Annotated in this window: 13 protein-coding genes; 2 read left to right on the forward strand and 11 right to left on the reverse strand. The window is 47.3% G+C overall.

The features are described 5' to 3' along the window. Positions 1-184 precede the first annotated feature (184 nt). The 11 genes from JFT56_RS17140 to sirA all read right to left on the reverse strand — a co-directional run bounded on the left by JFT56_RS17140 (position 185) and on the right by sirA (position 11,518). Positions 185-1,468, reverse strand: a complete 1,284-nt coding sequence (locus JFT56_RS17140) for a winged helix-turn-helix domain-containing protein (protein ID WP_198781192.1) — start codon at positions 1,466-1,468, stop codon at positions 185-187. Positions 1,469-1,684: 216 nt separating this feature from the next. After that, positions 1,685-2,587 carry an ABC transporter permease gene (locus JFT56_RS17145; RefSeq protein WP_198781193.1) on the reverse strand — a complete coding sequence of 301 codons (903 nt, stop codon included), beginning with the start codon at positions 2,585-2,587 and terminating at the stop codon, positions 1,685-1,687. Continuing rightward, a complete protein-coding gene (locus JFT56_RS17150; RefSeq protein ID WP_198781194.1) occupies positions 2,584-3,609 on the reverse strand; it encodes an ABC transporter ATP-binding protein in 1,026 nt (341 codons plus the stop codon). The genes JFT56_RS17145 and JFT56_RS17150 overlap by 4 nt, the downstream gene beginning before the upstream one ends. Further along, positions 3,609-4,892 (reverse strand): nitrous oxide reductase family maturation protein NosD, encoded by a 1,284-nt coding sequence (gene nosD, locus JFT56_RS17155; protein WP_198781195.1) that lies wholly within the window; start codon positions 4,890-4,892, stop codon positions 3,609-3,611. Before nosD ends, JFT56_RS17150 begins: the two co-directional genes overlap by 1 nt. A 10-nt stretch (positions 4,893-4,902) precedes the next feature. Further along, positions 4,903-5,394 carry a nitrous oxide reductase accessory protein NosL gene (locus JFT56_RS17160; protein WP_198781196.1) on the reverse strand — a complete coding sequence of 164 codons (492 nt, stop codon included), beginning with the start codon at positions 5,392-5,394 and terminating at the stop codon, positions 4,903-4,905. Between the two features lie 117 nt (positions 5,395-5,511). Further along, positions 5,512-6,459, reverse strand: coding sequence for an NrfD/PsrC family molybdoenzyme membrane anchor subunit (gene nrfD / locus JFT56_RS17165; protein ID WP_198781197.1), 948 nt, complete (start codon positions 6,457-6,459; stop codon positions 5,512-5,514). A gap of 2 nt (positions 6,460-6,461) precedes the next feature. Continuing rightward, positions 6,462-7,169 carry a 4Fe-4S dicluster domain-containing protein gene (locus tag JFT56_RS17170; protein WP_198781198.1) on the reverse strand — a complete coding sequence of 236 codons (708 nt, stop codon included), beginning with the start codon at positions 7,167-7,169 and terminating at the stop codon, positions 6,462-6,464. Between the two features lie 86 nt (positions 7,170-7,255). Continuing rightward, positions 7,256-7,930, reverse strand: coding sequence for a tetratricopeptide repeat protein (locus JFT56_RS17175; RefSeq protein WP_198781199.1), 675 nt, complete (start codon positions 7,928-7,930; stop codon positions 7,256-7,258). An 83-nt stretch (positions 7,931-8,013) separates the two neighbouring features. Beyond that, positions 8,014-8,793 (reverse strand): FKBP-type peptidyl-prolyl cis-trans isomerase, encoded by a 780-nt coding sequence (locus JFT56_RS17180; RefSeq protein WP_198781200.1) that lies wholly within the window; start codon positions 8,791-8,793, stop codon positions 8,014-8,016. Between the two features lie 93 nt (positions 8,794-8,886). Next, the gene (locus JFT56_RS17185) at positions 8,887-9,330 is read right to left on the reverse strand and encodes a rhodanese-like domain-containing protein (RefSeq protein WP_198781201.1); all 444 of its coding nucleotides are present in this window, start codon (positions 9,328-9,330) and stop codon (positions 8,887-8,889) included. A 58-nt stretch (positions 9,331-9,388) separates the two neighbouring features. Next, positions 9,389-11,518: a dissimilatory sulfite reductase SirA gene (gene sirA, locus JFT56_RS17190; protein WP_198781202.1), complete on the reverse strand. Its 2,130-nt coding sequence runs from the start codon at positions 11,516-11,518 to the stop codon at positions 9,389-9,391. A 503-nt stretch (positions 11,519-12,021) separates the two neighbouring features. On the opposite strand from sirA, the gene nrfE reads away from it, so the two are divergent. Together nrfE and JFT56_RS17200 are read left to right on the forward strand one after the other, a co-directional pair. Further along, the gene (gene nrfE, locus JFT56_RS17195; RefSeq protein WP_198781203.1) at positions 12,022-14,115 is read left to right on the forward strand and encodes a heme lyase NrfEFG subunit NrfE; all 2,094 of its coding nucleotides are present in this window, start codon (positions 12,022-12,024) and stop codon (positions 14,113-14,115) included. Beyond that, positions 14,112-14,561 carry a cytochrome c-type biogenesis protein gene (locus JFT56_RS17200; RefSeq protein ID WP_198781204.1) on the forward strand — a complete coding sequence of 150 codons (450 nt, stop codon included), beginning with the start codon at positions 14,112-14,114 and terminating at the stop codon, positions 14,559-14,561. Before nrfE ends, JFT56_RS17200 begins: the two co-directional genes overlap by 4 nt. The last annotated feature ends 9 nt before the right edge of the window (positions 14,562-14,570 follow it).

Below are 14,570 nucleotides of genomic sequence, written 5' to 3' on the forward strand. Positions count from 1 at the left end.
CAATTAATGGGTAAGCAGTCTAATACCTATTAGAGCAAATATCTAATCTGTTCACGCTATCCCAAGGGCAGATATTTATGCCTCATACTCAGCAAAAATCCTGTGGTTGATGGCTCAATCGGTTAGATTACAAGCGCAAAAAAGCCGACGCTGTGGCCGGCTTAGATAGATTGAATCGCTGCATTTACAGCTTAATCTGGGTGTACTGTGTCCAAGCGAGCAAGTGTCCCATTTGAGGCACTATCCACACCGCAGTATGTTGGTTTTGATAAATCCGATAGTAGAATAAGTCCTCATCGCGGATATCATGTTTGCGGATCTCACGGTAAAAATGCATCGCCGACGGGCTCACCTCATCTGGCTTAGTTAACTCTTTTTGTACTACTTTTACGTGGAAGACATCAACTTGTAGTTCATTAATTGTGGTTTGATATTGTTCAAATTCCCCCCGCACAGTGTACTTTATGGGAGTAGTGATACAGTCCTGATCGGTAATGCAGGAGGTTGAATAGAACTTGCCTTTATTTTCCCCTTCATAAACCAAAGACATACTCAAATCGGTGCGCACCAAAAGCTCACCCGCTACGGGGAAGTAAATATCCGCATGGTAGTTATGCTCAAGCAATTCCCCCTTACCCTTATCGTCCACGGGCAGGACAATACGGTTATAGCGGATGCGCTGCTCCATTTTTTTACTGAGCGGAATAAATTCCGCCATATTCAATCCCGCGGGTCTCGCATCTATCGCCGTAATATTAATGATGCCCTCGCCCGTACAAGCGTCAGAGTCCAATTCAGGACAAACAGCCATAGAATAATTTTTGCCGTCGGTCGTAGCAAAGGCACTGAAATATTTAAAGTTATCGAGATGATTCCCCTCTGGCGCTAAATGCTTTTGCCACCATGAAGGATGTAAATGCTCTTCATCGCCGATATAAAGCAACTGCGCCGAGCCTAAGGTGCCACCTATGTTCAAACTAATAAATTTATCGGCGTGCCATTTAGCCGCATGCTTAACCACCGCATGGTGGTCACTGGCATACCAAATGATCCCCAAAATAATCGCTAGCAGGGCAATACCAGCCACTTTAGTCCAAGCAGAGACACCCACAATCGCATCGCGGATCGCATCGGCATCGTTAATCGCCAACATTTTTACATGGGACTGTTCGGAAACGTGTAACTGATAACCGCGACGCGCCACCGTCTTGAGTTGCACCTCGGTATAAGGCTCTAATTTCTTACGTAGAGTACTGATGCACTGGGTTAAAGAGGTGGGCGCAACCACCCTATCTGGCCAACCCACTTCAAGCAATTCTTCCTTAGTGAAAATCGCATCGGGGGAGGATAACAACAGCACTAACACAGCATATTCTGAAAAGGTTAAACCAATCGATGTGCCATTGACACGGTCGACCAATTGTTTTGCCTGCCCATCTAACATTAAGTAGGAGGTTATTTTATGCATGTTGAACGCTCAAAAACTCAGCCAAAACTGATAGGGAATGATTACCTTAGCAACAAGCAACCATAGTGTGGCATAGATATTTCCCATGAAAACGATGATATGCAATCACCTAATCAAGATGGCTTATTTTACCTTTTAACAACATGGAAGACTGTGACCCTATACTCACTTTAGTTATTGTTTAATAAGCACAAAATTACACTAATTTAGCTGGTGTTAAACTTCGATTCGTTTAAAATATCCCGTACAACCTAGCAGCAATATCCCAACCCAAGCCGTTAAGATGGCGTACATTAATGGCAGGCTTAGCCCTGTTTGAGCCACGAGGGCAAGGCTACTTTTAGCGGCTAAATTTTCCGCAGGATTGGCGAGCAAATTTAATGCCCTAAATAAGTCAGTTGGATTAAGTAAAATCACCACATTAAACCATTCACGATTAAGACTATCGGCCAGCCCCACTAATGCCGTTAGCAGCACAAGGTCGTAAACCAGCACTAATACAAACCACAGCAGTAGCAAAATACCAAGGGCTTTGGCCTTTTCTTGCACAGCTAAACTGACCCAATAACCGATCAACACAAAAATGAGGCTCAGCAAAATACTGCTACAGATCAAGTGGATAAACCCCATTAATAGCGGAATGTTCGCGTCAGTTGCCCCTAAAAACAGCAGTAAGCCACAGGTAATACCAAAACCTAAAAAGCAGGCCACGGCCATCACGCCGCCGTGACCTAAAAACTTACCGCAGACAATATGCCAAGGTGCTAATGGATAGGTGAGTAACAACAGCAAAGTGCCCGACTCCTTCTCCCCCACAAAGCTATCGTAACTCAGTAGAATCGCCCCTAGGGGCAAGATAAATACACTTAAGGTCACTAAACTTGAGATGAGCTGAGCAGGATCTAACATCACTAAATGGCCTGAGACGGCGCTGCCCATAAAACTCACACAAAGGGACAGCAATAGCAGTATGCCACTCATCATCAGCAGCCAACGATTGCGCAGGTTATCCTTAAACTCCTTGGCGGCAATAGTGAAAATTAACCCTAGGGTCGTTAGCGGCCTTACCTCAAATAACACATCAGGTAACACATCAGGTAACACATCAACGGACTTCATGCGACTCGCTCCCGCTCACAGATTGGTGGATTGAGACTATCGGCGGACATAGCTGCGGATACGTTAGGTAACTTCGCCATATAGCAATGAAAAATATCCTGTAAATTGGGCATCTCCACGGAAAATTCATCGGTGTGAATGCCGCGCTGTAATTGAGTGATCACCGCAGATTTAGCGGCAACGGGAACATTGAGGCGCACGCCTTGAAGCGTGGAATCGATAACAAAGGGAGATAAAAATTCGTCACTCAAGAGCTGTTGCCGCTGCGCCGTGGATAGGCTAGGTAAACGCATTTGCAACGGCAGTGCGGTTGCCGCCCTTAAGGCGGTTAAATTCCCCGAAGCTAACATCTTTCCCTGACCTAAGATCAAGGCGCGATCCATTTGATCCTGCACTAATGCTAATTCATGGGTGCAAACCATAATGGCACAGCCCTGCGCCTTAAGTTGCGCCATTTTTTGATATAAAAATCCTGAAGCAATGGGGTCCAGCCCAACCGTGGGCTCATCTAGCAGTAATACCTTAGGCTTTGCGAGTATGGCCTGGGCTAAGGCGAGGCGTTGGCGCATTCCCTTGGAAAAAGTGCTCAGTCGCTTATCCTTGGCCGCATCCAAGCCAAACTCCAGCAATAATTGCCTTACCATCCCCGGGTGAACGCCCTTGAGTTTAGCAAAATACCCCAGTAGCTCAAGGGCGGTCATATTGTCATAAAAACTCACATTTTCAGGCAAGTAACCTATAGATAGCCGTCCTTTTGCCTGCTTGGCACTCACATCTTGCCCCTGCACAAGGATCTGGCCGGTCGAAGGGCGAATTAACCCTAAGATCAACTTAAGTAAGGTCGATTTACCCGCACCGTTATGACCCAATAATGCCAGAGTTTGACCCGCTTGTAGGTCAAAATGGATGTCCGTTAATGCCTTAAACTTGCCGTAGTGTTTACTGATATCCTTTGCCATCACGGCAATATCGACATGGGACTTAGATCTAAAATCGGGAATAGTAACTGCCTGATATGCCATTAAAAACCTCCATCAATCGGCGACAATGGTGCAATACCCACCAGCGGAAAACTGTCACTAATACCCGTCGCTGTTTGCGGCTGAAACTGCCGCTCAACCCAGCGCAGCAGTAATACTACTGGGCTATCCATTAATAATTTGGCCTCGGGGTAGAGCCAAAATAACTTATCTAAACTGTCGTTAGGCCTATGGGCAACATCGCCTATGCCATCGCCATCCATATCCCAACCGCTATATTCGGACCAGTAATTGCCCTGTCCCTGTTCACTCCATTCTAAGGAGGTATCGCCAACGTATTTAACTTGGGTTTGGTTAGCCATGATGCGATTGTGCCACAGCCGATTTTGCTCCCCTCCCATGGCCATACTGATCCCGGTATCGCTATGGCTAAACTCATTGTCTTGAATGCGATTATTCTGGGCCGCGTAAATAAAGATCCCTTTCCCCTCATTGCCAAGCTCTATCGTTCCCTCGGGGTGATGTATTTGACTGGCAACATTGGCCTGTACATGGGACGAATCCGTAATATTAAGCAAGATCCCAAAGTCACGTGCCTGTGTGACCTTGTTGTGGTGCAGATAAATCTCCTTGGAATTCATTAAAGCGTAACCGCCATCGACGGCAATGGCTTGGTTATGCCACGCTTCATCGGCTCGGGTATACATGTAATGGATGCCGTATTGCAGCTTAGTGAAATGATTTTCGAACACTTTGCTCTGATTGACCGACTCTAAATAAACACCATCGCGCACCAATATCAGCTGATTTCGAGCAATGCGCGGGGAGTTGGCCCGCTTAAGATAGATGCCATCACCCCGGTCTAGAACATAAATAGCACCATTACCACTGATGCTATTATCAGTGATAACGGGGGAATCTAGATGCTCACCATAAATACCAAAGCCCTCTCCTATCAGTCGGTTACCTTTGATAACGGCCCGATCCGCCCCTTGCTGTAACAAGATCCCCGCATCGTGGTAGTAAAGATCCCGCCCCCAATGGCGGATATTGAGCCCTTCGACAATGACCTTAGGAGCGGCAATGGTTAAGGCGCTACCTTGGCGCTGGGCATCGAGGGTCGCCCCTGCTTCGCCCTTAATATGAATGGAGCGGGTAACACTGAAATTACCCTCATATACCGCGGTATCGAGTACTAAGGTGTCACCGTCCTGCGCCTGCGCCAATGCTTTAGTCAAAGAAGCCGTATCTTTAACCCTTAACTCCTGCGCCACCCCGATAAGGGATAAGGTGCAGAGCCAACAAAGGAGCAATAAACGCAGCATGATCAATCGCCTACTTATCGCCGGCCAGTAATTCGAGGGTGATATCGTCAAAGCGCAGTACCCGTCCACCGTATTCCTTGGCAAAGGCTTCGGCGGCGGCTTTGGTACTAAAAGGTGCCACTGCTGGCCCCATCACGGCTTTTTTACTGGTGCCATAAACATAAAAAGCGCTAGCGGCATCGATAAAGGCGCCATCGTCTGGCTGATCCCAATCGGTCGCTGCGGCATCGTGCACCATCATGTAATCAATTTGTCTTTTGTTTTCAGGCTGCAGGGCAAAGTTGAACATATCGCGACTAGAGCAAAACTTAGGCACCATTTTCTCCGCCTTAAGGTGAACTTGTCCCTTTGGTCCTGGGTATTTATTAATTACCATGCCGCACAAATGACAACGATCATGCTCGTGGATCATCTCGGCCTTATGTTGGTGATCGGTCGCTTCACTCTTATTGCATCCCAATAACAAGGGCGCGAGTAATAACAACCCAAAGAACTTTCTCATGCTGTTACTCCTTTGAAAAATATCAACGCCTCGCCAAGGCACCTTGCAGGGACAGACCTCTTGTGACGAGGGTTGATAAGAAATGGTTTATCAAAGGCCGATGGCCTTATTACCTTGTTAAATCGCGTAATTTTGGCCCGCTAACAGGATGAAGAGTCGCAGACACATCATGCCTACTACCGCGCACATTCCTGACATATAAAACGCTTTGGCCGAATGGCTAAAATGCTTACCCGTGGCGAAGTTAAGTAGCAGTGGCGCACCAAAGCCGATACCCACCACACCAATCCAGAATACGCTTGCCCACACACCTTCATGGAAGGCGGCAAAGGCAAATTGGCCACCCGCATTACCGGTTAATAACGCGGTTGCGATCATGAAAATAAACATGGCTTCGGCGAACATAATTGGCCACTCGGCGCCATGCAGTATCTTCATTTCGCCGCTGTGCAGGGGTTCTTTAAATAACCACACCGCCAGCATTTTGGCCGAGGCGCCACCTGCAGAAAGCCCCGAGGCAATAAACAATGCTGGGAGTACCGAGGTGTTGATCAGCGGGAAGCGGATCAGCGCTGAAATCAAGAAGCCAGTGTAAGCACACACAGATAACGCCAGCACTAACGCGAGCGCTTCCATTGGGCGTCTAAAGCCTTTTAGCTTGGCAATAATTGGCGCTAAGAACTTCAATTGTGGGATGGCCATCAGCTCTTTTTCGAGGGCTAAAAGCGCCACGACTGCCACTAACGGGATATACACCGACAGCGCAATAACACCAATCGACATCACAGAATTTAAGTTATAGAACACCAAAATTCGCCAGAAGAATAAGGGGTTAGTCAAATCGAGCACCAGACATAACATCCCTAAGCTAATGGTGACAAAGGACAACAGGGTCGCGGCTTTTAAGAAGGCGGTATTTTCAACCTGACCTAGGTAAAAACGTAGCCCCAGCGCAATGGTTAAGGCCCCACCCGAGATCCCCGCAAAAAACAAATACACCGCAATCGGCCAAGGCCAAGCAACGCCTTGGGAAAGCCCTAAGGTAAATTCCATACTGGTATCCATATTTACACTCCCAGTTTGACGATTGGTATGTAACGTAAGCTCGGCTCAGTACCAAACTGCGGCTTAATCCGCACTGAGTCTTTTACCGCCAATAACTTACTGACATAGGACTGAGGATCGTTGGCATCGCCAAAAATCAGTGCATCGTACTTACAGCTCTGCACACAGGCGGGTAATTCACCCTTGGCTAACTTGCTGTTTAGACAGAAATCGCAGTTATCGGCCACATCCGTATCACTGTTGATGTAGCGGGCGTTGTAGGGACAAGCACCGATGCAGTATTTACAGCCAGCGCACTTGCTTGCATCCATAGTCACAATGCCGGTTTTCGCATCGCGGTGCGCCGCGCCCGTTGGACAAACCGTGACACAGGGAGCATTTTTACACTGCTGGCAGGAAACCCGCACAAACTTACGTTCACAGTCGCAACTCATCTTGCCGCAGTGTGGGCAAGCCTGCCCCTCAACACGGCCGCTTTGCTGCTCAAGGATCACCCGAGAAACACCCGCGGGTAAGTTGTTTGCTTGGTTACAGGCGGTTTTACAATCGCCACACCCGACACATTTATTTTGGTCAAACACCATGACGTAATGGGGCTTATGGGCGCTGTCAGCATCCTCTTTGACCGAACAACCCGCTAAAGGTGTTAACATCAAAGAGCACATACCAGCGCTTTTAAGGAACCTCCGTCTCTCTATATTTTCACTCACAACATCCTCCATCTATCGGTTTTATACCGACGTTTTTATTTATATCGTTATCGTTCCTACATGCCTGAAAATGGCTAGCGACTTGATTAATATCCACTTTCATTCAATTTGCTTTGGGCCTTGCCGATGGCGTTTAAAATGGCCTCACGATTAATCTCTACACTTGGCTGTGACAGTAATGCCTGCCAATGGTCTATGGCCTCCAAGTAGCGCCCATGGAGATACGCATCGGTGGCCTGCAACATGCGGGTCTGCGGCTCAAAGGGCGCAAACGCCAAGATCTGTGCAATCAGTGCTTGGGTCTCTGCCGTGATTTGGCGGCCATCGCGGTAATAGAGGGCATTGGCCTTAGCGCCGAGCACTTCAGCATCCTCACCCACCAGCGCAAGCAACTTGTCTAAGGTCTGCACCGCATCGCCATACTTACCACCCGCGCTATAGGCCTGGGCGAGTGACATCAACGCCAGCGGATTTTTGGGTTCATCATCCACATGGCGCAGGGCTTTGGTGATGTCGGCAGCGACTAAGTAGTCAATATGTTCATCTACCTTGCCCTGGTCCCAATCGCTATAACGCCCCGTTTGGCTGTAGATGGCGAGCGTCATGGCAAGCAAGACTCCACTGCACAGCACTGGCAACCAATGGGAGACTAAGGGCAGACTCGCCACGGTTTGCAATTGGTTTAAGCGCACGTGTTGCCAGAAAATCCAAGCAACAAATCCGCTTAATAGGAGTGCGATGGTGAACCCTAAACTTGCCATGCCTAACCTCTTTGCTCGCCTATCCAAACTCACGACTAAAGGTGTAAAACTGAGTGCTCAGCCCCCAATTCTCAAACCAAACCTTAGTGAGCGGGCATCATGCCCATCATGCGGGCTTCTTTCTTCTCACTTGGCTTTTCGATATTTTTCAGCTCAATTTCAAACACCAAGGTGGACTGAGGTGGAATTTCACCTACAAATTCATTGCCGTAGGCTAAGTTAGCTGGGATCACAAAGCGGTATTTAGACCCCATAGGCATGAGTTTTAGGCCCTCTTCCCAACCGGGGATAACGCTCATCAGGGCGAAACGCGTAGGCTCTTCACGGCCAACGGTGTTTTCAAACTCAGTGCCATCGATAAGCTTGCCGACGTATTCAACGGTCACCACATCTTCTGGATTAGGCTTTTTGCCTTCGCCCGCAACCAGCACTTCATATTGCAGGCCAGACTCGGTCACAGTGACACCAGCTTTGTTTTTGTTTTCAGCAAGAAAGGCTTCACCCGCTTTGATGTTTTCAGCGGCTAATTTTTCAGCGTTGGCTTTTCTCACTTGATTTAACTCTTCGGCGCGTTGATTGAGGTAGGTCAGCACTTCCTCATCGGTTAATTGCTGCTGCTTTTTCAGCGCATCCACAAAACCTTGGACGACTAAGTCCACATTCACTTCTGCGCCCAGTTCCACTTGGTTATAAACCTGGCCAGAAATGTAGTTACCGACAGAGGCACCGATACTGTAAGACGCTTTATCTGCATCGGTTTTAAGACTCGGGGCGGCAAAGCTCGCCATAGACACAAACAGAGCGGCGCAGGTCGCCACTGTGATGGTTTTTGGGATAAAAGACGTTGGCATAGATATTTTCATTTTATATTCTCTTCTATTTAGCCCTAAGGCCTGGTGCGTTAGCCGAAAACGTATGGACATTGCCCATAACCGATTAAAATATTTATTTGATTACTATGGTTTTTCTGTTGTTCTTCCAGACATACGCCAGCCGAAAATACCATCGGCCATATGGCGCACACCTGTGTAACCTAGCTTCATGGTTTCCCGTGCGGCCATGTTGCTGGCGGTGCAAAGGCGATTAGCACAATAGAACACCATCACCGCATCTTTATTCTTTGGAAGTAACTCTCTCCAATTTTGAACATTGAAAAAAACCGCCCCGGGGATAAAACCTTCCGCCCAGATTTCCAGCGTGTTTACGTCGAAAAAATAAACCCCTTGCTGACCGACTAAGGTCTCAGCTTCCCGCATGGAAATGGGATTCAACTGAATTTCGTTATAGGGCGCTTCAGAGAGATCTGAACCTCCCCCTGCGATGGCAGGTAAACTAATACCCCCTAGGCTCAGTGCCAGTAAGCCGCCGATAAGGCTTTGTCGGATCGCGTTATTCATCATTTGGCCTCGTATATTCCCCGGCACGGTTGTGCCGGGGACAAGTTAGACTCGAGTCGAACTACATTTTCTGTGCGCTCAGACCTTTACCATCAATAATGGCTTGGGCTTGAGTGACATAGGTCAAGGCAGCATCGAGACGTTTCAGTGAGTAAGTTGGGCCATGGGCGCCCCATGAGCCGTCGGCCTTGATCAGGCGAACAACGTCTTGGGCTTTGTCGGTCAACATCAACACTTGCGTCTTGTCTTCAACCGACAGCTTGGTGACTTCTAACAGCTTGTCGATACGGGCAAGGGCTTGTTCTACTTTGGCAAAGGTTTCTTTCACCGGTTTTTGCCACTTTTGAACTTCGCCGTAGATTTCCATCTGGTCTTCAAAGTGCAGACCCACTTCGAGTTCAGATTGGAACTGGCTATGACAACCTTTGTTTTCAGTAACGTCGTGGTCAGAAGCCGAAGTACGGGCACAGGTCCACATCAAGTCGAGGTAGTTGTAGCCGTTTTCATCCTTCGCCACAGTCCAGCCTTTGGTGGTCGCATCGCGAGACTTACCTTCAGGTGGGTTGAGGGTCTTACGCAGAGGATCGACGTCAATCTTCCACATATGTGACTTACGCACGTTGTCGAAGCCCGCCATATCTGGATATTGGATTGCGGTGAAGTTTTCACAGCTTCCCATGTTTGGCATATGACAGCTTTGACAGGTTTGGTTGCTGTGGGTGTTAGTGTTCTGGGCTATCTCGGCTTGGGCCGTATGACATTCAGTACACTCTTTGATGATTTTTGGTTTAGTGATACCAGACTTCCAATCACCATCGGTCACTTCGTGGGGATCGTGACAGGTTGAACAACGCATACCTTTGTCATAGTGAGCAGAGGCAAACATTTGCGAACCTTCAGTACCACAGGATGGACACGAAGACTTCATCTTCACGTTGAAGGCGTATTCCAGCTTCTCTTTACCCTGTGGTGTTTCAGCTAACTCTTCAACAAAGTTGAAGCGTTGGTGACAACGTTCACAGTTAGATGGCATACCTCCGCCGATACCACCGTCTAAGTGACCGCCTGCGCCATGACACTCTTCACAGGTAATCCCTTTAGAAATCGTGTGTTTTTGCAGCTCTTTCGGGTTACCTAAGGCAGCGAAGAATTCATCTTTAGTTTGGAAGTCAAACTTAAAGCTATGGCACATTTCGCAATAGGAGCTAGCAGGTTGGAATAGGAATTCCTTCTCGTACTTAGCACCGTATGAGCTCATGCCCCATTGGTGTGAACCGCTGGTACCAAAGTCTTCCATTTTGACGGGAAAACTTGGGATAGCTTTGTTAATTTTTGCAGCCATTTCAGGGGTTAACCACTCAGCCCAACCGCGGGAGAATTGGTTACCACCGGCGACCATAGTCCCAGTGCCGTCCTTCAATAGACCGTCTTTAACATGGTAAGTACCACGCACTAAATAGGCGTCGATAAAACCATACTTGGTACGTGGTGTACCTACAGTGGCGTAGATAGCGTCTGGCGTAATACCCGATGGCAGAATCGTAGTATCTTTAGTGCCATACATGGTTTTTTTCAGGTCGTTATCGACCTCAGGATGTTCGCCAGGGAAGCGAATCGTCTTAGAGTGGCGTGAACGTCTCCATTTTTCGTATTGCGGACCATGACACTCACCGCATTTTTCAGGGCCAACAAACTTGTTAGGGAAATCGAGAATCGATTTTGCCCCTAAACGATATTGCAGTGCCTTAGGACGTTGACCATCGTTATAGGAACTGTAACGTACCGCAGTGCCATCGGTTGAGTTCACTTCTTTACTGTGTTTACTATAAGCAACACTGTCGCCGCCGTGTAAATATTCTTCACCACGGTCACTGACTTTATAAGTGCCCTTTAATCGACCTTCCGCGTCATATTTAAAAACTGGGTGATTTTCAAATAGAAAATCAAACAATTCTTGCTCTTGAACAATATAATCCTGCAGTGTTTTAACACCGCGGGATTGTTCCATTAAATTTTCATTTAAATTGGGGTTAGCCAAAATATCTTGAGTATAGTGGGATTGCTGTTTATTACCCACTCCAGGGACCACTTTACCATCCGATTTCGCATCGGAGGCGATTGTGGTAGCGCTTACGGCAGAACCTAAACAAAACAGCACGCCTAGGGCTGTTTTGGTTTTCCATCGCTTCATCATTCACTCCTAATTTATCATTAGTTTTATATTTTCCACTGAACCTAACTGTTCACTGAACGACATAAACAATTGACCAGTAGCGGCATGATGAATGAGAGAAAAAGCGAAAAACCTGCGCTAGAGCACATTAAATTTTGATTCAGAAATCAATAAAAATAAAAACAATAAAATAAAATAAAATCATAAGCTTAGACAAAATTAAAAAGAAATTTTTTAGATGCCAAATCTACTTTTTTAGATCTAAAAAAACCTAAAAACAGCTTTGATTTTTCAAAAATAACCAAAGTCATAAATGACCATTTTAATGCCGAGGCAGATCACATTCCGCCCGCAAAAACTCAGTTACCCTGCGAGCCAATCGTTGAATGGTTAAAGACTCAATATCTAATCTACCCAGGCAAGGATAAATAAGTCAGTAGCGGTTAACCGCTAAAAAATTAATCCATCATTAATCTCGGTATTAATGTAAATCGTTAACTAATGCTATGCAGGAAATATCAATGATAAATATGATTCCAGAAATCGGGCACATATTGCTGATCATGAGTACTGTGTTTGCATTATTGTCGGCAACAAGTCATTTAATCGGTAGCTACCAGCATAACTTTTACTTAATCGCCTTTGGCAATAGATTATTTTACGCACTATTTATTACCTTATTTGCCGCACTGTGTAGCTTAATATTTAGCTTTATTAGCGATGATTTTTCAGTCGCCTATGTTGCCAACCATTCTAATAGTCAACTCGCTCTGGGCTATAAAATTGCGGCCGTGTGGGGCAGCCATGAGGGCTCAATGTTGTTTTGGGTATTTGCCATTGCGCTGTGGGGCGCAGTGATCAATTGGCGCCAAACAAGCCATAGCGCCAAACTCGATATGGAAAACTTACAAGCAGATAAGGCTTACTTTGGTCGGGTACTCGCTATTTTGGCCTTAGTGATCCTAGGTTTTAATTTGTTTTTACTCTTTACTTCCAATCCCTTTGTCCGCTTGTTACCTAACATTCCAGTCGAAGGGCGCGACCTAAACCCCATATTGCAGGACATAGGCTTAATACTGCATCCACCTATGTTGTTTTTAGGTTATGTCGGGCTAACGGTTTGCTTTGCCGCAGCGCTGGCATCACTACTCAGTGGCAAGTTACCCGTTCGCCACCTCGATTACCTTCGCCCTTGGGTACTCCTGACGTGGATTTTCCTCACGGGTGGCAATGCCTTTGGTTCTTGGTGGGCCTATAACGAACTGGGCTGGGGCGGTTGGTGGTTTTGGGACCCCGTTGAAAACGCCTCTTTTATTCCTTGGTTGGTTGCAACAGCGCTGGTGCATTCCTTAGTACTCACCCGAAAGACCCAGGGGTTTACCCTTACCACACTGTTTTTATGTTTATTGGCATTCTCCCTCAGTTTGTTAGGCAGCTTTTTAGTGCGTTCAGGCATAGTGCAATCGGTGCATGCCTTTGCCGCAGATCCGACGCGCGGTATGTCCATCCTCAGTTTGCTGGTGATTTTTGTCGGCGCAGCATTATTAATTTTTGCGCTCAAGGCCAATTTATTACGGCGTGAAATCGACTTTGGTCTGTTCAGTAAAGAAACGCTATTACTGCTCGGGATAGTGATTTTAGTGGTTGCCGCCTTTTCGGTGTTGCTTGGCACTTTTTATCCACTGATTTATGAACTACTCAACCTAGGTACACTTTCGGTCGGGGCGCCCTACTTTAACGCCATATTTGTGCCACTGACCTTTTTAGTTGTGCTGCTAATGGGGATTGCTCCCCTCATTGAATGGCAAAATACCTCTAAGGCTCAAGCTATTCCTATATTGCTGCTCGGCGTTGGCGTATTGGCTATCGCCTTTTGGGTAAGTCTACAGGCGGCATCTGGTAGCAGTTTATTCTTACTGCTGGGTACGGCGGCAGCCCTATGGCTTATCGTATGTCTATTACTGACGCTGTTGGTGAGCCTTGGCGTTGGCAAACGCGCAAACCAAGCGGCAACCCTATCACTAACGCACACAACCAAACCACAAGCCAACGCGCCCGTTAAACCCCGCATTTCAAAACAACGCTTTATCGGCATGATGCTCGCGCACCTCGGGGTTGCCATCACGATTATCGGTGCCTCGGCGGTATCCAATTTTGAAGAAGAAGCGCTGCTTAGAATGGGCCCAGGCCAAGGTAAGCCGTTAGCGGGTTATATCTTAGTGTATGAAAGCACTGAGAATGTCGAAACCAACAGCTTTACGGCAATCCAAGCCAATATCAGTATCCGCGATGGCGCGAATGATGAAGTGATCCTCGGTTACGTTAGGCCGCAACGCCAAACCTTTAAAAGCAACGCAATGGAAATGTCCCACGCGGGGATCGACCACGGTTTTTGGCGGGATATTTATGTCTCAATGGGCGTGCAATTAAGCGACAGCGAATACCTGATCCGCATTAGTTATAAACCACTGGCCACTTGGATTTGGCTCGGTGCGCTCTTGATGATGCTCGGCGGTGCCATTGCCGCTTGGCCCATAAGGCAAGCTCGCCGCGTAGAACAATCAGAATTGCTTAGTATGCCAAGCTCATCATCAAGGGAGACGGTAACCCAATGAATCCACTCTTTCGCTCACCCTATTTGTGTTTATTGTTTTGGTTGTTGTCGCTTGCACTCTGCTTTGGAGGCGCAACATTTTTTGCGAGCGCTCAGGAAGATGCCCAGCAGGAACATTCCTACCAAAGGCAAGCGATTGAAATCAGCAAAGAACTGCGCTGCCCAATGGCAACCAACCAGACCTTATTTGAGTCGCAGGCGCCTATCGCCCATGAGCTTAAAGGACAAATTTTTTCGCTACTACAACAAGGCTATAAGCGTGATGAAGTGCTCGATTTTATGGTGCAGCGCTACGGCGAGAAAATCCGTTACCAGCCAGAGTTTAAGCCCTCAACACTGGCGCTTTGGCTAGGCCCGCTGCTGTTATTAGTCGCGGGTTTAGGCCTAGGTCTCACCTTGATAAAACGCAAGTCTTCGTCTCCCGACAAAGCGACTCGCTCAGTTTGAATATAAGGA

Source organism: Shewanella putrefaciens, assembly GCF_016406305.1.
Taxonomy (GTDB): domain Bacteria; phylum Pseudomonadota; class Gammaproteobacteria; order Enterobacterales; family Shewanellaceae; genus Shewanella; species Shewanella putrefaciens_C.

What these genes read in the sequence shown, in the direction of transcription:
- JFT56_RS17200 (WP_198781204.1), top strand. Translation starts at nt 14,112, where the DNA reads ATGAATCCACTCTTTCGCTCACCCTATTTGTGTTTATTGTTTTGGTTG.
- nosD (WP_198781195.1), bottom strand. Translation starts at nt 4,892, where the DNA reads ATGCTGCGTTTATTGCTCCTTTGTTGGCTCTGCACCTTATCCCTTATC.
- JFT56_RS17185 (WP_198781201.1), bottom strand. Translation starts at nt 9,330, where the DNA reads ATGATGAATAACGCGATCCGACAAAGCCTTATCGGCGGCTTACTGGCA.
- JFT56_RS17160 (WP_198781196.1), bottom strand. Translation starts at nt 5,394, where the DNA reads ATGAGAAAGTTCTTTGGGTTGTTATTACTCGCGCCCTTGTTATTGGGA.
- JFT56_RS17175 (WP_198781199.1), bottom strand. Translation starts at nt 7,930, where the DNA reads ATGGCAAGTTTAGGGTTCACCATCGCACTCCTATTAAGCGGATTTGTT.
- JFT56_RS17145 (WP_198781193.1), bottom strand. Translation starts at nt 2,587, where the DNA reads ATGAAGTCCGTTGATGTGTTACCTGATGTGTTACCTGATGTGTTATTT.
- JFT56_RS17150 (WP_198781194.1), bottom strand. Translation starts at nt 3,609, where the DNA reads ATGGCATATCAGGCAGTTACTATTCCCGATTTTAGATCTAAGTCCCAT.
- JFT56_RS17180 (WP_198781200.1), bottom strand. Translation starts at nt 8,793, where the DNA reads ATGAAAATATCTATGCCAACGTCTTTTATCCCAAAAACCATCACAGTG.
- nrfE (WP_198781203.1), top strand. Translation starts at nt 12,022, where the DNA reads ATGATAAATATGATTCCAGAAATCGGGCACATATTGCTGATCATGAGT.
- nrfD (WP_198781197.1), bottom strand. Translation starts at nt 6,459, where the DNA reads ATGGATACCAGTATGGAATTTACCTTAGGGCTTTCCCAAGGCGTTGCT.
- sirA (WP_198781202.1), bottom strand. Translation starts at nt 11,518, where the DNA reads ATGAAGCGATGGAAAACCAAAACAGCCCTAGGCGTGCTGTTTTGTTTA.
- JFT56_RS17140 (WP_198781192.1), bottom strand. Translation starts at nt 1,468, where the DNA reads ATGCATAAAATAACCTCCTACTTAATGTTAGATGGGCAGGCAAAACAA.